The organism is Vibrio sp. Vb2131 (genome assembly GCF_033338535.1).
In the GTDB taxonomy this organism is placed as follows: Bacteria; Pseudomonadota; Gammaproteobacteria; order Enterobacterales; family Vibrionaceae; genus Vibrio; species Vibrio alginolyticus.
This window is the reverse complement of sequence record NZ_JAWOSW010000006.1, coordinates 66,397-85,713: the sequence shown is the minus strand read 5'-3', so window position 1 is coordinate 85,713 and position 19,317 is coordinate 66,397. Positions and strand designations below refer to the sequence as shown.

Annotated in this window: 14 protein-coding genes and 1 pseudogene; 3 read left to right on the top strand and 12 right to left on the bottom strand. The window is 44.1% G+C overall.

Annotated elements, in window-relative coordinates; genetic code table 11:
* Positions 1-45 precede the first annotated feature (45 nt).
* Both R7E38_RS09180 and R7E38_RS09175 read right to left on the bottom strand, forming a co-directional pair.
* On the bottom strand, positions 46-2,403 hold the full coding sequence (locus tag R7E38_RS09180; RefSeq protein WP_226083167.1) for an ATP-binding protein: 2,358 nt from the start codon (positions 2,401-2,403) through the stop codon (positions 46-48).
* Entirely contained in the window at positions 2,396-3,364 is a 969-nt protein-coding gene (locus R7E38_RS09175; RefSeq protein ID WP_262642877.1) for a cytochrome c peroxidase, read from the bottom strand. The genes R7E38_RS09180 and R7E38_RS09175 overlap by 8 nt, the downstream gene beginning before the upstream one ends.
* 498 nt (positions 3,365-3,862) lie before the next feature.
* Here R7E38_RS09175 and R7E38_RS09170 point away from each other — a divergent pair, with 498 nt between their 5' ends.
* Positions 3,863-5,239, top strand: a complete 1,377-nt coding sequence (locus tag R7E38_RS09170; protein ID WP_226083172.1) for an NfeD family protein — start codon at positions 3,863-3,865, stop codon at positions 5,237-5,239.
* A gap of 10 nt (positions 5,240-5,249) precedes the next feature.
* A complete protein-coding gene (locus R7E38_RS09165; protein WP_054729723.1) occupies positions 5,250-6,032 on the top strand; it encodes a slipin family protein in 783 nt (260 codons plus the stop codon).
* Between the two features lie 41 nt (positions 6,033-6,073).
* Here the strand turns inward: R7E38_RS09165 and R7E38_RS09160 are convergent, their stop codons facing one another.
* Positions 6,074-6,508 (bottom strand): globin, encoded by a 435-nt coding sequence (locus R7E38_RS09160; RefSeq protein ID WP_054729720.1) that lies wholly within the window; start codon positions 6,506-6,508, stop codon positions 6,074-6,076.
* Between the two features lie 243 nt (positions 6,509-6,751).
* Here R7E38_RS09160 and R7E38_RS09155 point away from each other — a divergent pair.
* A pseudogene (locus tag R7E38_RS09155) lies at positions 6,752-7,407 on the top strand (nitroreductase family protein).
* Between the two features lie 96 nt (positions 7,408-7,503).
* Here the strand turns inward: R7E38_RS09155 and choV are convergent.
* From choV to mmsB, 9 genes are all read right to left on the bottom strand, one after another.
* Positions 7,504-8,682, bottom strand: coding sequence for a choline ABC transporter ATP-binding protein (gene choV / locus R7E38_RS09150; RefSeq protein WP_017633664.1), 1,179 nt, complete (start codon positions 8,680-8,682; stop codon positions 7,504-7,506).
* A gap of 2 nt (positions 8,683-8,684) precedes the next feature.
* Positions 8,685-9,527, bottom strand: a complete 843-nt coding sequence (choW, locus tag R7E38_RS09145; RefSeq protein WP_213903283.1) for a choline ABC transporter permease subunit — start codon at positions 9,525-9,527, stop codon at positions 8,685-8,687.
* A 73-nt stretch (positions 9,528-9,600) separates the two neighbouring features.
* On the bottom strand, positions 9,601-10,539 hold the full coding sequence (locus tag R7E38_RS09140) for a choline ABC transporter substrate-binding protein (protein WP_005382646.1): 939 nt from the start codon (positions 10,537-10,539) through the stop codon (positions 9,601-9,603).
* A 36-nt stretch (positions 10,540-10,575) separates the two neighbouring features.
* Entirely contained in the window at positions 10,576-12,291 is a 1,716-nt protein-coding gene (betA, locus tag R7E38_RS09135) for a choline dehydrogenase (RefSeq protein ID WP_226083174.1), read from the bottom strand.
* Between the two features lie 180 nt (positions 12,292-12,471).
* Positions 12,472-13,932: a betaine-aldehyde dehydrogenase gene (betB, locus tag R7E38_RS09130; protein ID WP_025767886.1), complete on the bottom strand. Its 1,461-nt coding sequence runs from the start codon at positions 13,930-13,932 to the stop codon at positions 12,472-12,474.
* Positions 13,933-13,950: 18 nt separating this feature from the next.
* Positions 13,951-14,550 carry a transcriptional regulator BetI gene (gene betI / locus R7E38_RS09125; RefSeq protein WP_017820329.1) on the bottom strand — a complete coding sequence of 200 codons (600 nt, stop codon included), beginning with the start codon at positions 14,548-14,550 and terminating at the stop codon, positions 13,951-13,953.
* Between the two features lie 605 nt (positions 14,551-15,155).
* A complete protein-coding gene (locus R7E38_RS09120) occupies positions 15,156-17,174 on the bottom strand; it encodes a diguanylate cyclase (protein WP_411978673.1) in 2,019 nt (672 codons plus the stop codon).
* A 463-nt stretch (positions 17,175-17,637) separates the two neighbouring features.
* On the bottom strand, positions 17,638-18,396 hold the full coding sequence (locus tag R7E38_RS09115) for an SDR family oxidoreductase (RefSeq protein ID WP_213971764.1): 759 nt from the start codon (positions 18,394-18,396) through the stop codon (positions 17,638-17,640).
* A gap of 9 nt (positions 18,397-18,405) precedes the next feature.
* Entirely contained in the window at positions 18,406-19,302 is an 897-nt protein-coding gene (gene mmsB, locus R7E38_RS09110; RefSeq protein ID WP_213971763.1) for a 3-hydroxyisobutyrate dehydrogenase, read from the bottom strand.
* Between the last annotated feature and the right edge of the window lie 15 nt (positions 19,303-19,317).

The window sequence follows — 19,317 nt, the reverse complement described above, 5'->3', positions numbered from 1 at the left end:
AAACCACAACAAAATGAGTTAAGGAAAGCATCGCACTCACAGGGACTATAAAATCTGTTGAGGATCGGCATTGTTCTTCTGGATATCATCCAAAAGTCTATGAGACTGATGGATGTTGACCTGTAACCGATTGATCAGCATCTGCAACTGCTCAATCTCGGGAATTTGGTTGGCTTTAAGTTGAGTTTCCAGGGCCTCCGTTTGGCTCGCCAAAATAGGTAAACTTAGGTTCAGTGCCATCCCTTTCGTTTTGTGCAACGTCAGCGCTAATGAAGCAAAGTCTTCAGCCATAAAGTATTCAATAAGCTCATCAACAGATGTCTCAAAATCGACAATAATGCTTTTTAGCAGCTCGTCGAGCGCTTCTGGCTCATCTCGTAAAGAAGTAAACATGCCTGAGCGGGAGAGTTCTTCCTCTGTTAACCTTAAGTTCTCGATTGGCTTACGTTGCAACTGAAGCACATTGCTGTCACTCGTTAGTGGCGGATTCTGTTTCGGTTCGAGTCTGGCGGCAAACTGTTTGAGAGCGTCTGAAAAGCTCTCATGCTGTAGCGGTTTTGTAAGCACATGGTCTGCTCCTGCTTCAATAAAGCTATCATGGGCTTCACGAAATACGTCTGCCGTGTACGCAAAGAGTAACGTCTTGATACCTAACTCTTGTCGGATAACGCGTGTCGCCTCAACACCATTCATCTCGGGCATGTGGTTGTCCATCAAGATCAGGTCGTACTCGTTCTCTTTCGCCTTTTTAACCGCGATTAATCCATTTTCTGCAACATCCACTTCATGCCCGAGCTTTTCGCAAAACCCTTTTGCAACAATTGCATTCACACGGTTATCATCAGCAAGTAGTATCTTTAAATGGTGTGATTTTGCGCGAGGTTTCGGTGCTTCTTGCTGCTTTTTCGGAGCAGATTCTACCCAAGGAATCGGCAACTCAACGATAAATTGACTTCCAACGCCTTCTATACTCTTGAGAGTAATATGGCCACCCATCAAATCGGTTAGTTTTTTGACGATGGCTAACCCAAGACCTGTTCCGCCGAACCTTCGAGTCGTTGATGAGTCTGCTTGCTCAAACGAGTTAAAAATATGCTCGTGCTTGTCTGGCGCAATACCAATACCGGTGTCGCTCACGCGCATGACCAACAACTGATTCGATTCATCTAACTCGGTTCTAACCAGCACATGCCCTTCATTGGTAAACTTCACCGCGTTACCGGCGAGATTAAATAAGATCTGTCGTAAACGCGCACAATCCCCAGTAAATTCAGTATATTCAGAAACCTCGTTTTCCAAGATTAACTCGATATTTTTTTCATCAACAAGTGGTTTTATTGCGCTACACACCGGAGAAAGCACTTGATCGAGCTTAAACTTAGCTTGCTCAAATTCCAGTTTGTTTTCTTCAACTTTAGAAAAATCCAAAATATCGTTGAGGATAGTCATCAGATGCTGGCCAGAGTCAAGAATAACCCTAATGTGCTCTTTCGTCGTCGGCTCTTTGGTCTCTTCTGCAATCATTTGAGAAAGCCCTAGTACACCATTCATCGGCGTTCTTAGTTCGTGACTCATTGCAGCGAGAAAATTTGATTTCGCTTTTGCCGCTCGCTCGGCTTTGTTTCTCGCCTCTTCAATTTCAAGGTTCAACTGTTTTAAGTTATGCATTCGGTGATGTGACTGATAAACAAACGCGCTAACTAGAAACATCACCGCGATAAATACAAACAACCACGTAAAACGCGCCTCACTTTGAACAATATTGAGTAACCGATGCTCTGAGCTTTCGACAAACTCAATATAAGTGTGATCAAGCAATTCATTCGTCAGCAATTCAATTCTTTTATCACTCGTTTGAAGCCGTTTAAGGAAGTTCGCTTCCTTTTCACTCTCAACTTCAGTTTGTGTTAGAAGCAACTGGTTGAGAAATTCAAAATAACGACTGCCACCCAATGATTGACCGCTATCGATAGAAACATCTTGCTGATACAAATTGAACAACATGAGTAATGCATACCGATTTTCTACCTGAACACCAATTAACATATCAAGCTTCAACGTTGTTTGAAGCACTCGCTCCTTAAACTGTTCAAGCGTATCCCTAACTTTTATACGATTGGGGGTCACGGGAAACCAAACTGATGCCTTTGATGATTCCAACAGTGCCTGTGCTGCGATTTCTATCTCTACTAAAGATGTTGTTAACTCATAGTTTTTCCTATCTTCAACGGCATATCGGTTCACGATAACATCACGCTCTTCAATCAATTCATGTCCGATATTCATTAGCTCTGCATGAAATTCTTGAGCGTTTTTTGAGTTCATATACGACATATACGCCAGTGTGCAGCACGCCAGTATCCCAATAAAAAAGCACAAATTGATCAGTTTGAATTTATTCATTTTCCAACACCTCTAAAATTATGGGTCTAGGTGCTGTCAACGACTGCAAGAATGCTTCAATGTCCGCGACATTCTCATCGTTCATCGTTATACCGAGCTGGGTTTTAGCCATGATTTGTATCGCGTCGGATAACTTATCGACTTGCCCATTATGAAAATAAGGACTCGTTAGCGCGACATTGCGTAAACTGGCTACTCTAAAATAGAATCGCTCTTCATCTTCTATCGTAACGAGTTGCCTGCCCGAGTCCTCTACTACTGGCTTATCCTTGAAATAGGCGAACCTTTGGATCATCGCTCCGCCGATATTTTTGCCCTGATGACACTGCACACAACCTGAAGTCTGAAATGTTTTCCAACCTCTGATTTGCTGTTCACTCAGTACATGCGTGTAACCCAATAAGTAAGCATCGAATGGTGCGCCAGGCGTCTGCAGCCCTTCAACAAACTCCACAATAGCGGACTTGATATTATGAACGTTAATCGGCAATTCATCGTCACGATTAAATAGCGCTTGATAATGTTCACTCTCCTTTACATATTGCTCTATCGTTTGCCAGTTTGAGTCCATTTCCATTGGATTATGGATTGGACCATCAATCTGAGCCATCAAGGTGTTTTCCGTACCATCCCATAAAAAACGATAATTTAACGCTGCATTAAACACTGTTATAGAATTTCTAATTCCATCACCTTTCACCCCCGTAGAGACTGGTGTATTTTCAGCTCCATTGGTTTGCAGATTGTGGCATGTCGCGCAGCTGACATTACCATTTGACGATAATTGAGGATCGCGGAAGAGATGCCAGCCAATTCTCGCTAGCTTAATATCCACATTAGGATCACCCTGTATGGGCTGAACTAGGGAGATATCACCTAACATCTTCGCGTTTCTTGCGGTTGTTGTTTGGCTCAAAATGAGTGTTACAACAGCTAGTGCGATTGCGCTGAATTGCCTCATCAACTACATACCTTAAACTTGTCATTGATATGAATTTAGTTGCACTTTGGCGTTTTTTCCACCGACAGGAAGTTGAAAAAACGAGTTAAGTATTGCTTTGTTTAAGGCTTTGGTTGAAGAGGGAGTAATAAGGCGAATAGGAAGAAACCTATCGCCTTATGAGTAGCTAACGTATTGAAATCTGAGTTTAGTGTAGAAAAGCCAAAAACCGTTGAAACCAAGTCACCTCTCCATACGAGATCAGATCGAAAATAGTAAAGAATACGGCACAGATAACGGCCAACTTAATCAAACGCTGAACAATAAACATAAACGTCACAATTACCAATAATTTGCTTTAGTTTACTATCTCACACAGCGTTTATATATAAAAAAGTAGTCTCCTAATTAGCCTCGGCAACTTATTCATTAGAACCTATACTCAAGCATCTCTAAGTTATTTGGATATACTTGAATTAGGATTTCAAAAAGTCCCTGTGACCACACAAGGAGGACTGCATGAAACGACTATGGATATGGTTCTTACCTTTACTCTTGATTGCCAGTCAAGCACTGGCGAATACCGTTTGGATTGTTCCTGTCAAAGGCGCTATAGGGCCTGCTACTAGTGACTATTTATCTCGAGAAATAGAAGTAGCTCAACTAAACGGTGTCAGTTTAGTGATCTTACAGATGGACACACCAGGCGGCTTAGATAGCGCAATGCGAGATATTATTCACGCGATTACCACCTCCTCGACTCCCATTGCGACTTGGGTCGGCCCATCTGGTTCTAGAGCCGCCAGTGCCGGAACATACATCTTGCTCGCCAGCCACGTTGCCGCAATGGCTGAAGCCACCAACCTTGGCGCGGCAACGCCCGTCGCGTTAGGTGGTGCGCCTCAACCTCCTTCATCGGATGATGGCAAAGATCAAAACGCGGAAGAAACGCCAGAAGGAACCAACGAAAGCTCAGAGAAAGTTCCCGCTAAAACCGCAATGGAGAAAAAGGTAATTAACGACGCCAAAGCCTACATTAAAGGCTTAGCAAAACTTCATGGACGAAATGCAAAATGGGCAGAGAAAGCAGTAAGCGAGGCGGCGAGCTTGGATGCAACAGAAGCATTAGAATTAAACGTGATCGATTACATCGCCAATTCGCCAGAGGACTTAGTTAAAGCCATAGATGGGCAAACTGTTAAAGTAAACAATCGCACTGTGACATTGTCACTTGAAAATCCAACATGGGTTGAAAGAACGCCAGATTGGCGAGCAGAAATGTTAGCCGTTATCACCAATCCAAACGTTGCCTACATTCTAATGCTCATCGGCATCTACGGTTTACTTCTTGAATTTTACAACCCAGGAATTGGCTTACCCGGAGTGCTAGGTGGGATTTGTCTGCTTCTTGCCATGTACGCACTACAAATGATGCCCGTCAACTACGCAGGTCTTGGCCTGCTGTTACTCGGTATTGCACTAATGATAGCGGAAGCATTCAGTCCGAGCTTTGGTATTTTAGGGTTAGGCGGCGTTGTCGCCTTTGTACTCGGTTCGATATTTCTCATGGACAGTGAGTTACCAGGGTTCCAGATCGCCCTTCCTTTGATTTTTGGTATTGCCATATTTTCCGTGGCTCTAATCGTGCTGACCGTCGGCCTGCTGCTCAAAATTCGCGGCCGGCGTGTAACGACGGGTTTAGAGACTTACCCTGGGAAGGTCGCCGTGGTAAGCGATGACTTTATCGATGGCGAAGGACGCGTTCAACTCAACGGTGCTTTATGGCGAGCTAAAGCCAAAGACCATCAACAATTCAAACAAGGTGATCACGTCACCATTGTTAATGTTAAAGGGCTGACCTTAACTGTGATGCCTGATGACCGCCAAAATAAATAGGAGGCGCTTTATGATGCTCTATACCGTTGCGGTGATCGTGGTGCTGCTGTTCGCACTAGCGACCCAAATGTTCAAAGTTTTGAGAGAATACGAACGTGGGGTTGTGTTCTTTCTTGGTCGATTTCAAGAAGTCAAAGGACCTGGTTTGATCATCCTTATCCCATTTATTCAGCAAATGGTGAGGGTTGATTTACGTACTATCGTTTTGGATGTGCCGACACAAGATTTAATTACCAAAGATAACGTTTCTGTGCGCGTCAACGCGGTCGTTTATTTTCGCGTAGTCGATCCTCAAATGGCGATTAACAATATTGAAAGCTACAGCGATGCCACCAGCCAGTTAGCACAAACCACGCTGCGCTCGGTATTGGGTCAGCATGAACTCGATGAATTGCTATCAGAGCGAGAACGCCTCAATAAGGATTTACAATCCATTCTCGATCAACAGACTGATGACTGGGGAATCAAGATTGCTACGGTTGAAGTCAAACATGTTGATTTAAATGACAGCATGGTCAGAGCCCTAGCCCGTCAGGCAGAAGCAGAACGTAACCGTAGGGCGAAGATCATTCACGCTACTGGTGAGTTAGAGGCTTCAAATAAATTAAAAGAAGCAGCGCAAATGCTCAACGAAGCACCGAATGCACTGCAATTACGTTACATGCAGACACTCACTGAAATCACTACAGACAAAACATCCACTATTATTTTTCCAATGCCGATCAATCTTATCGAAGCTGTCAGTGATATCGCCGAAGCGGTGAAAAAGAATAAAGAGACACAAGATAAGTAAGATTCTGCCCCTAGGAAGTAACGACCACTCACGTTACTTCCTTATTTGGTACTCGCTTTAAGGATGTTCCCATCTTCTTTATCACATTCTTGTTTCATTACTTCTAAGCCCGTTTTAAAGCATGTTCGCCAAGCGGTTTCAACATCGGCATCATACCCGGAATCACACTGTCGAACCGTTTCTAACAAACTCTCAAGCCAAACATCAAAATCCTGCGGCTCTATACCAATATCTGCACTTGCATGCTTTTTCCCATACTTTTCCACCATTTTGTGCGCTTCGGTCGAGGTATCTGCCATCATAAAAAATACGATAGACCCTCTAAGCATTCTCACTTGTTGGTGCATGTCTATACCGTCAAACTTCTGTCTAAAGTTGGCACTTTTCGACCATAAATTTTTGTAGAACAAGTCGAAAAACTCCTGATCTGAAGTACAACGTTCATAGCTATCATTAAAAACTTCAATCACGTTCATGTTGCTTTCCCCTACGCCTTAATATGAGTTTAATTTAATATCAAATAAAAGCTTCCAAATAAGGACTTTTAAGTTTCAAACCGATCAACCCACATCGATTTTCAACAAAAAGTAAAAAGTGATTTAAATAAACACCCTCTTATCAATGAAAAAATATCCATTATCATGAACCCATATTCGAGGTACGCATGGTTGTCGATGCTAGTGCATCCTCATCTGTCATCACATAAAGAGGATATAAACGTGTCCCATCAAATCATTACCGATCTAAATAGCCGTTACACTGCAAAAAATATGATGAAACCAAGCGCGTTTCTCAAGAAGACATGGCGATAATCAGAGAAGCACTGCGCTTGTCAGCGTCTTCTATCAACTCACAACCATGGAAATTCATCGTTATTGAAAGTGATGAAGCGAAGCAACGTTTCCACAATACGTTTGCAAATATGCATCAGTTTAACCAACCACACGCGAAAGCCGCATCACATACGATTCTGTTTGCTTACGATCCTAAATTTACTAAAGAGAAATTTGCGAAGCGTGTGGATGCAGAAGTAACATCTGGCCACTTGCCAGCGGAGATGTACAACAACTTTATGGGTGCTTACGCTTTTGCCGATGCAAATACGGACGAAAATGGCTTCAACGGAAACTGGACAAAAGCACAAGTCTATTTGGCACTAGGCAACCTACTACACACATTGGCACGACTAGGCATTGATTCAACACCGATGGAAGGTGTCGATCCGGCTCTGATTGGAGAAGAGTTTAAAGAAGAGCTCGAGGGCCATATTTGTGAAGTTGCGCTGGCGATTGGCTACCATAAAGATGGAGAAGATTATAATCATGGTCTTCCAAAAGCGCGCCTTGCAATGGATGACGTAATTACGACTCTATAGTCGACCATTGTCTTAGCTTAGCGACTTAAATCATTGTTCAAACTAAAAAGAGCCGCACTAATGTGCGGCTCTTTTTTACTTGGTTCTGCGTCAACTTTACGCAACTTGCTCTGACTTAAAATTACCAAGCAATGCATCGTAAAGCTCATTGTCGCTTAACACACCAACCAGCTTATTATCTTCAACCATAAGCAGAGGCTGATTGCTGCGCTGTTTAAGTTCAATCGCTTCTCGCATACTGATTTCTGGACTAACCTGAACCAGAGAGTTTTCATTAACTTCGTCAAGGTTCGAAGAATCGCTCTTCCATTGAATCAACGATTTACCTTTATCCGCTAAACTTAACCCCTTGCTCTCTTGTATCACCCAAATATCTTTATCAGGGCAAATCAGAACACGCGTATCTTCGCGAACCAAATCGTCACGCATTAAGGAACGTCCCTTCAGCACATTTAATGGATTAGTGTGAGCAACAAAGTCCGCCACATAATCGTTTTCTGGAGCAAGAATGATCTGTTCTGGCTTGCCATGTTGAATCAGCTTTCCTGATTCCATAATGGCGATGTTGTTGCCGATTTTAAGCGCCTCATCCAAGTCGTGACTCACAAAAAGAATGGTTTTGTTTAGCTTTTCTTGAAGCAGAATCAATTCATCTTGAAGCTGAGCACGAATCAATGGATCAAGTGCTGAAAACGGTTCATCCATTAACAAGATATCAGTGTCCATCGCAAACGCTCGCGCTAGGCCAACACGCTGCTGCATACCACCAGAAAGCTCGTGCGGGAATTTGGTTTCCCACTCAGATAAACCGACCATTTCGAGCTGTTCACGCGCCTTTTTACGACGCTCCGCTTTACCAATGCCTTGCATCTCTAGACCAAACGCTACATTGTCTAACACCGTTAACCAAGGCATCAATGCAAACTTCTGAAACACCATGGACACGCGGTGCGTACGAAGGTGGCGCAGTTTCTGTTCGTCACAGTTAGAGAGCTCAACCATGTCGTCGCCGTCTTTAATTTTCAGAGAGCCACGAGAAATATCGTTCAATCCGTTAACCGTTCGCAGCAAACTTGATTTACCCGAGCCTGAAAGCCCCATCAAGACACAGATCTCACCCTGTTTCACGTTCAGCGAAACATTATCAACCCCAACCACTTGGCCAGTTTCATCAATGATTTCTTGTCGAGACTTCCCTTGATCTAGTAGTGCTAGCGCCTGTGCTTGTTGCTGACCAAAAACGACATCAAGATTTTTAATAGTAATAGCGTCCATGATTATGCCTCCTTCTGGTTTGGTGCTTTACACAAGCGATCAAGAATGATGGCAACGAGTACAATCGCTAAACCAGCTTCAAAACCTTGCGAGATGTTTACCGTATTCAGTGCGCGTACGACTGGTTTACCAAGTCCATCAGCACCAACAAGCGCCGCAATGACTACCATAGACAGAGACAACATAATGCACTGCGTAACGCCAGCCATAATACTTGGCAATGCCGCAGGTAACTCCACCTTAAACAGTAGCTTCATGCGGCTGGCACCAAATGCTTTACCCGCTTCAAGTAGCTCCTCCGGCACTTTAATAATGCCGAGGTACGTCAATCGAATGGGTGCTGCGATAGCGAAAATGATGGTCGAGATTAGACCTGGGACAATACCCAATCCAAACAGAACCAAGGTTGGAATTAGGTAAACGAATGTCGGGACGGTCTGCATTAAATCGAGTATTGGCCGCAACAAGGTGTATAACCAAGGACGGTGCGCCGCCATAATGCCCAACGGCACGCCAATTAATACGGAAATCGTTGTCGCTGCAAACACAAGGACAAAGGTTTCCAGCATTTCTTGCCAGTAACCAAGGTTGAGAATTGCGAGTAAGGCCAACACGATAAATACGACAAGAGGAATGCTGCGATGTAAGAACCAAGCAATTGCCGCCGTCATAATGATTGGCGCTGCAGGTGGCATCCATTTAAAAATGTCCACCACGAAAAGAATGATCGTTTCAAGTGTAATAGAGATTGCATCGAAAAAAACCGATGCATTGATGGTTAACCAATCGACGCCAGTTTCCATCCATTGGCCCAACGGTAGTTTGTTGTCCGTAATAAAATTCAAAATAAAACCTTTGTGTTAATGAAGCGGGCAAAACTGCCCACTTTTTAAAAAAAACGAGCTCAAATACTGCTTATTAAGCGTTTGTTTTTAAGTAGTTTGTAATAGCTGTTAGCGCATCTTGGCCATCTACCGTTTTCACGCCCTCTAGCCACGCTTCAATTTGCTCTTGGTTTGCATTCAACCATGCTTGCGCTGCTTTTGATGGCTTCTGTTTCTGGTTAAGAATCGCTTCCATCAGTTCATTTTCCATTTCTAGGTTAAACTCTAGATTTTTCACTAGCTGACCTACATTTGGACACTCAGCGAGGTAATTTTTACGTACGTTTGTGTAGACGTTCGCGCCGCCGTAGTTAGGACCGAAGAAGTCATCGCCACCCGCTAGATATTCCATTTCAACGTTACTATTCATTGGGTGCGGCGCCCAACCTAGGTACACAATCCATTGATTGCGGCGTGCGGCACGTGATACTTGAGACACCATGCCAGCTTCACTGGATTCAACTAGGCTGAAATCTTTTAGGCCGAATGCGTTGCTATCAATCATTGACTGAATTAAGCGGTTGCCATCGTTTCCTGGTTCAATGCCGTAAATGCGGTCTTTAAATTTGTCGGCATGTTTTACTAGGTCAGCGAAGTTGGTTACGCCTGCGTCATAAACGTATTTTGGAACCGCTAGCGTGTACTTTGCGCCAACGAGGTTCGCGCGTACGGTTTCAACAGTACCTGCATCACGGTATTTCGCGATATCACCTTCCATCGTTGGCATCCAGTTACCTAGGAAAATGTCGATATCGCCATTAGCCATAGAGGAGTAAGTTACAGGCACAGACAGAAGATCGGTCTTCGTTTTGTACCCCAACCCTTTAAGTAACTCTGATGTAACGGCAGTGGTCGCTGTGATGTCAGTCCAACCTACATCTGCGAAACGAACCGTTTCACATTGGTTGGCGTAAGCGCCTGTTGCTAAAGTACTTAGTGCAATTGTTGAGAAGATTTTTGTCATCTTAGACATGTTGAATTCCTTGTAATGATTACTGACTTTTTCATTTTATGAGATCGAATCGAGATCTCTTTTTGGCGGATGCATTCGTTGCATCTCTTGCCAGTCCGGTGCAATCCAAACTGGTACGTTGTTCGACGTTTCTAGGGCGTTATCCAAAATCATATCCGCGGCGCGTTCTGCCACCATAATCGTTGGCGCATTTAAATTACCGTTCGGAATGGTTGGGAAAATAGAAGAGTCCACCACACGCAAGCCTTGAATACCGCGTACTTGGCATCGCTCATTTAAGACGGCTAATGGGTCATTATCTGCGCCCATTTTGCAGGTACAAGATGGATGGTAAGCACTCTCGACGTTTTGCTTCACCCATTCATCAATCTGTTCATCCGTTGTGATGTTCAGACCGGGTTGGATCTCATCCCCACGAAACTCATCCATGGCTGGCTGATTGAGGATCTCGCGAGTAAGGCGAATACAATCACGCCAATCCTGCTTATCTTGTTCAGTGGAAATGTAGTTAAACTCAATCTTCGGCTTATCATTCGGATTCGCAGAGACAACTTCAACCGACCCGCGACTTTCTGGCTTGTTAGGTCCAACGTGCACTTGGAAACCATGACCATCAAAAGCAGCTTGCCCGTCATAGCGCATTGCCGCTGGCAAGAAGTGATATTGAATATTTGGCCACTTTAGTCCTTCACGAGAGCGGATAAACGCACACGATTCAAAGTGGTTAGTAGCACCAAGGCCTTTGCGAGTTAATATCCACTCAGTGCCAATCAAGCCCTTGCTCACCAAGCCTAATTTGCTGTTGAGCGTGATAGGTTGCTTACAGTGATATTGGAAGTACACTTCTAAGTGATCTTGCAGGTTTTTACCTACCCCTTCCAACGAGTGTTTCACCTCAATGCCCGCTTTTTCTAATACTGCCTTAGGGCCAATGCCTGAAAGCTGCAACAGCTGAACGGAGCCAACCGAACCCGCACTCGAAATCACTTCATTATTCGCAAAACATTGCTGAATTGAACCTGACTTTTCAAATTCAACGCCTACCGCTTTCTTACCTTCTGCACCAGTTTCTTCTAATAAAAATCGATGAACCGTCACCCTCTTCATTAGGGTGAAGTTTTTGCGTTTTTTAGCGCGGCTTAAGTATGCATTAGAGGTCGAGGCGCGTACGCCTTTGTCGACGGTCATATGCATTGGGCCAAAGCCCTCTTGCTGATAACCGTTGTAATCTTTTGTTTCTGGGTAGCCCGCTTCTTTGCCTGCATCAATAAAAGCTTGGTACAGTGGATTGAGCTTCATATCGTTGCCGTTACATGTGCCGACTGGACCGTGATCGCCCCGATATTCATCAGCACCACCAATCCAAGACTCTGCTTTACGGAAATAAGGCAAACACGACTGATAATTCCAGCCTTTCGCGCCTTCCTCTTCCCACTGGTCAAAGTCACAAGCGTGTCCGCGAACGTAAACCATGCCGTTGATAGATGAGCTACCGCCCAGAACTTTTCCGCGAGGACAATGAAGTTGGCGACCATCCAACCCTTGCTCTTCAACCGTCTCAAACTGCCACGCGTATTTTTCAGTGTTCATCGGGTAAGAAAGCGCTGTTGGCATTTGGATAAAAATACTTTTATCCGACCCACCCGCTTCGAGTAATAGGACCGAATTTTGACCACTTTCACTTAAGCGATCCGCTAACACACAGCCGGCCGAACCCGCACCGACGATGATGTAATCGTAGTGTTGTTGCATTTTTATTCTCCTAGGAGTTAATACTAATCACCCTAGATAAGTGAACGAAATTAGCGTAGGAAAAATGCTTGAGAACAAGGCGGAAATTTTGATAAGTAGTTAACCTACAATCAAAATTGACAACGTAGTTATCGAGCATTTTAACAAGCTAAAGTGGTCAGTTATCTACTATGAGTAGTATCATTTGTAAGGGCTTTCGAAGTCGCTTAGCTGAACCAGAACACTCTTCGTTTGTGTGTAATGTTTAAGGGTTTCGACTCCGTTTTCACGGCCAACACCTGATTGCTTGTAGCCGCCAACTGGCATTTCCGCAGGTGAGTCACCCCATGTGTTCACCCAACAAATACCCGCTTGAATTTGATGGATCACACGGTGCGCACGAGATAGGTTTTGAGTAAATACACCTGCCGCTAAGCCATAATCGGTGCCATTTGCACGCGCAATCACTTCCGACTCATCGCGGAATTTCAGAACTGACATTACCGGGCCAAAGATTTCTTGTTGAACGTGGCTCATGTCATCATCGCAATCGACAAATACGGTTGGAGCAACAAAGTTACCATTGGCTAGGCCATTGTCTGTTACTTTGTAGCCGCCAGTCAGTAACGTCGCGCCACTCGCTTTCGCGGCTTCAATCGCTCCTAAAACTTTCGATTCATGATCTTTAGAGATTAGCGCGCCAATCTGCGTGTTCTCATCAAGCGGATCGCCGACGACTAACAGCTCGGTTCGGGCTTTAAGTTGTGCGATAAAGTCGTCATAAATACCTTCATGGACAAATACGCGTGTACCGTGCGTACAAACTTCACCTTGGGTGTAGAAGTTCGCCACCATGGCCGCAGAAACGGCATCGTTTAACTTCGCATCATCAAAAATAATCAGTGGAGACTTACCACCAAGCTCCATCGTTACTTGTTTTAGTGTCTTAGCGCTGTCACTCATGACGACTTTACCGGTGCCTGACTCACCCGTGAATGACACTTTTGCGATATCAGGATGCGCCGTTAGCATCTGTCCTACTCGGTAATCCCCTTGCACGACATTAAATACGCCATCTGGCATGCCCGCTTCTGAATAAATTTCGGCGAGCTTAAGCGCCGTTAATGGTGTTTCTTCTGATGGCTTGAAGATCATTGCGTTGCCCGCAGCCAGTGCTGGCGCCGATTTCCACATCGCAATTTGAATTGGATAATTCCAAGCGCCAATACCCGCGCAAATGCCCAATGGCTCACGACGTGTATAGAAAAACTGATCGTCGCTGAGTGGCTGCTGTTCACCTTGTAGACTTGGAGCAAGGCCAGCGTAGTACTCAAGAACATCGGCACCTGTTGTGACATCAACCGCGATAGCTTCTTGAATGGGCTTACCAGTATCTGCCACTTCCAATGCAGCCAGCTCGTCATTACGCTCACGTAAAATGGCAACGGCTTTGTGTAAAATACGGCTGCGCTCAATCGCAGTCATCGCCGACCATGCAGCAAAACCTTTTTTTGCCGATTCAATCGCTGCTTGAAGATCGTCTTGGTTCGCTTGTTTAATGTTGGCCAATGGCTCACCATTCGCCGGATTGTAAGTGGTGAAGTGTTCATCTGAACACCCGTCGTACATCGCACCATTGATATAGTGTGCTTTCATTTCCATTTTGAAGACCTGTAACTATTATATTTTTTCAGAATAAAACGTAAGTTGTTTTTCGAGATAATCGTTGATGATGATTCTCGCTCTTTCTGCATCAATGCCTTGCGGGTTGAGCGTTCCGCGCAGCCAAATTCCATCAATAAGTGATGCAATACCATGAGCAACCAATTCAGCCTGCTCTGCATTTAATAATGCTTTGAGTTCTTTTCTTAGGTGGGACAATAGACGTCGTTCGTTGACACGCTGTAAACGCTTGAGCTGCTCGTCATGCATTGAGTACGACCAAAACGCCAGCCAAGTCTTAGCAACTTGGTTTTCTGCCTGATAGCCGACAAAGTTACCGTCAATGATGGCATTAATTCTTTGGTGATGAGCATCACTTGGCAGCTCACGTAACTTCTGTGTGATAGTGGACGAAAGCTGACGCAAGATTTCGCGCATCGTTTCCTCCAGCAATCCGTGCTTACCACCGAAATAGTGGTTGATAATCCCCGTTGATACACCGGCTTCTTTGCTGATTAACGAAATACTCGCCGCGTGTAAACCGACTCTATCAATCACTGACATTGTCGCTTTCACAAGCTGCGGTTTTCTGATTTCAGGCATCCCCACCTTTGGCATTTTGCGTCCCTGTTATTTTTAATTGAACGGTTAGTTAAATATAAAATGCCTGAAAATTAATTCGAACTCAAATTATTTTTAAAGAAAAATGTTAGTAAAAAAGGATGAAAAGTTGAGGGTGTACGAAAAATTGCTCGGCAAGAACTTGTCGGGATAACTAGATTTTAGTTTAAGAAAAAACAAATAAGACAAACAAAATCAAATATTTAACTATTAATCTATTTTTAAAACGATTATGAACGAGTTGATTTTTGAACAACAAAAATCTGTGCCACAAAAAATTTATATCGACCACTAATCATTTCACCTGTACACGGTTTATTTGTACAAAGAATAGACACACTAGTTTGTTATAGTTTTGTAGACACAAGTGGCATTCGCACTTTGAAGGTGAAGAAGGCAAAGAGAGAGGTTATATTGAACGCCATGAATATGCGATTCGATATCCTTAAGCCATTTTTAAGTAATATAGCCAAGTGACTTTAAGATGTTAGATTCAGCGTTTTATATTCGAAGCAAGGATCTCTAAGTCACTTGGCTATCAAAGTAAATGGGAGGGATAAGTTCAGATTCATCGTGCGATGAGCCTGAACTCTTGATTTCTGTTACGCTAGCGAGCGACCTTTCACGCAGTTGCGTCCGTTCGCTTTCGCTTGATAAAGCAATTTATCGGCCTGATCGCAAAGTGATTTAAAACTCATCTCATTATCTTCAGTGGTAACGACTCCAAAACTACAGGTCACTCTCACTTCTTCTTTCTGTTCCGTAACAAAGCCATGTAGGGATAAAGCGCTACGTAAACGTTCTGCAGTAATAAGGGCGTTTTTATGGTCTGTATTGGGCATAACAACAACAAACTCCCCACCAAAGCGAGCAACAATGTCGTTCTCACGTACAGTTTCCTCCAACACTTTGGCAACGCCCGTTAGTACGGTATCTCCAAACACATGCCCATAGGTATCATTTACCTGCTTGAAATAATCCACATCGATTAACGCTAAAGTTACTGGCCCCGATTGTGGTTTATTTGGCACCATTTTCTGTTTATCGAGTTTGCTATCTACCCATTTATTTAAAGCTAGATAACCGTACTTAACTTGCTCGACTTGCTCATAAACAAAGTGTTGTATCTTTTCTTGCTTAGATTGAGGTACCGGTTTCTCTTTTCGCTCACGCCTCACTTCTACTGGCTTAGTGAACCAGTCCTCTAAAAAACGGCGATTGAACAACCCTGTCAATGTGTCTGTCTTTGCGAGGCGACGCATTCTCAAACGCGAGCGATTGACGACGAGAAATACTACCGCCATCAAAAATAGAACACCGATGAGCGCAAGTAGCGCTTCACCCAATAAGTAAAAAGTACGACGGTTATTTTCTAGCTCCATACGCTGCAAAACATTGTTCCAGTTGAGATCTTCGTTCTCATATTCAAGTCGTTCCAACTCAAATAACGTCTGCTGGCGCTCAAGATTTTCAACTTCTCTTTGATTGCTAAATTGGATAAATTTATCGTGATAGTTACCGTAAGTTTCGAATGCTAGTTTAAAGTCATTGCTTCCCGCATAGGCCATAGCGGCGACTTTTAGTAGCTCCATTTGCTGTTGCTTGACGTATCGACTCTCTATAATCTCCGGCAGCATTGGCGCGATCATCGCTAAAAGTATTTCAAATTGCTGCTGCTCTAACATATATTCGGCTTGTAACAACTTAAATGTTGCCAAATACGCGCTAGACGTTTCTCTGTACTGTAAATTCTCCGCCAGCTTCAAGTGGTTAACCATCTTCTTTTCTTGATTCGTCTCACGATATAAAGCTGCAAGTTCAAGGTTAACTCGAAATCTAAAGCGTCCATCACCGATAATTTGAGCCAGCTTTAACGCTCGCTGATATGACGCTATCGCCTCTTCGTATTGGAACTGTGCTTTATGAAGTTTCGCTATCGTCAAAACGCTCAACAACTCATTGAACGACATACGCCTATCCCTAAAATAGCGATATGCTTGTTCCAAAAGCGCCTCAGATCGGTCGTAACCCTGAATTTTGACAAGTACGTCACCTAGCTCTAGTGCTGCACGTTCGACCAGCCCGTGAACACCTGAAGATTCAGCCGCATCCATGGACGACATAAGTGCAGCATAAGATTTTTTAAACTCACCTTGCTCATCGTAATAGCGTCCTTTTAGCAACAGGATTTCTGATTCAAGTTGCTTATCACCATTCTCACGCGATGTTTCCAACAAGCTATCCAACGCAGAAAGCGCGGTATCGATATCGCTCTTTCCAACCATAGTTCGCATCTGAATCAACTTAAACAGGAGATACTCATGGCTCTGTGGACGCACAAGCTCCAATCCTTTTTGAACGACACTCTGACTCTCTTCTACGCGCCCTAGCAGCTCTAAAACCGTGGCCTTGGCAAGCCAGTAACGCACCAACAGCGCTGTTGGTTGGTTTTGTAGCAAAGACTCTTCTTCTAACGCTTCAATCAAAGCTAAAGAACTCTGAGGTAATGCGTAAATTTGATTTTCGATGCCTTCTAACGACTGTAAAAACTTACCTTCCTGTTCCACCTTTTCTGTGGAGGCCTGAACAGAAAAACACAGACACCCCAATAATAGCGGCATCGTCCTAAGCGAATGAAATAGTGACATTATTGCTCTTCCCTAATGGGTAGTTACTTCAGTGTAATTGAGAATTCTGATTATTTATTATTAAGACAACTGAAGGTTATTCAGTCAGCCTCATATTCCCATGTATTTTGCGCTGAATAATAAATCACCATCTTTAGATGCCGAAATAGTTTTCGGTCACAATACAACCAATGAGAGTGTTTTTTACACACCAAGAATAATGATCTCGTTAGTGAGACAAAAGATCGTCTTAGTTGTGAGTTGATACATTTACATGACAAGCAATATAGAACTAACCATTCACATTAGAAATAGAATCAATTTTTATACCGTTCGATGAGATAGCAGTCGACCATGCATCCAATACATTTTTCAGATAGAAGCAATAAAAGAAAGAAGAAAGTGGAAGGAAGCGGACAATCAAACTCGCTCCCCTTTTTTTATGTTGCAGAGGGGGTTACATTCGCATTCCGCCATCGACTTCGAACACTCGTCCGGTCACGAATTCGTTGGTTAACACGTATTTTATGGTCGATGCAATTTCATCCGCCAAACCTAAACGTCCAACCGGAATCATTCCGATTAAACGTTCCATCGCTTCAGGTTTTATTTGGTCTGTCATGGCAGTTTTGATGACACCCGGAGCAATGGCCACTGAGCGAATTCCGAAACGCCCTAACTCTTTCGCCCACACCGTTGCCATGGTGGCTACCGCCGCTTTAGATGCTGAATAGTTGGTTTGACCAATATTCCCGGCACGCGCAACGCTGGATATGTTGATCAGAACCCCTTTGCTATCGGTGTTCAGCATTACCTTGCTCGCTTCACGGCCACACAGGAAAGTGCCTGTTACATTCACATCTAGAACAGACTGAAATTGTTCCAGCGACATCGTGTTAACCTGACCATCTTTGACTTTAATGAACATACCATCACGCATAATACCTGCGTTATTGATAACGCCATTGAGCTGCTTGAAATCTGCCTCAATTTGCTCAAAAGCAGTGCACACCTGCTGTTCGTCAGTCACGTTCGTCACATAAAAACGAGCGGTAACGCCGAGAGATTTACATTCCGCTTTCGTTTCAGCCAGTTGCTCTGAATTGAGGTCGATAAGCGCAAGATGAACGCCATTTTCCGCCAGTGACAGTGCCATTTGTTTACCCAGCCCCTGCCCTGCCCCCGTGATCGCAATGACCTTATTTGCTAACTCCATAAGCGCTCCTTAGGCCTGATTTTGCTTTTGGTAGAACTCAAACAAGCTTGAAAAATCTTTTTGCCCGTTGCCCTGACCGTTGTGAAAATTAAACAGATTACGAGCCAAGCTGCCCATTGGCGTTGATGTTTGACAGGCAACCGCCGCTTCCATCGCAAGACCCAGATCTTTAGCCATTAACTGGCTCATAAAGCCGCCTTGATAACCATTGCTTGCAGGCGTATTTTCCATCACTCCTGGACAAGGGTTATAAAGCTCTAGCGCCCAGTTACGTCCTGAACTTTGCAACATGATGTCGGAAAGCACTTTGGGATCGAGTCCGTTTTCCATCCCTAAATTGAGTGCTTCACAGGTGCCGCTCATCAAAATGCCCAACATCATGTTATTGCAGATCTTCGCCACCTGACCAGCTCCAGCATCGCCTGCATGGAAGATGTTTTTACCCATGTGGCTAAGCACCGCTTTGGCTTGAACAAAGTTCTCTTGTGAGCCGCCAACAATGAAAGTTAACGTACCTGCTGCTGCGCCCGCAACGCCACCAGATACTGGTGCATCAACAAAACTGATACCAAGTTGCGATGCTTTTTCGCCAACCAAACGAGCAATCGCCGGATCGATGGTGGAAGAATCAATCAGCAAGGTACCTGATTCGACGCTATCTAAGATGCCATCTTGACCAAGATAAACGCTTTGAACGTGTTGGCTCGCTGGCAGCATAGTGACAACCACGTCAACACCTTGTACTGCCTGCTGAACGGAATCGGCACTTGAAGCGCCCAATGCGGTCAACTCCTCAACTGCGTTTGGGTTCAAATCAAATACTTCGACGTTCAAGCCCGCTTTGAGTAGATTCTTAGCCATAGGCGCACCCATGTTACCAAGGCCAATAAATGCAATTTTGTCCATATCGTATTTCTTCCT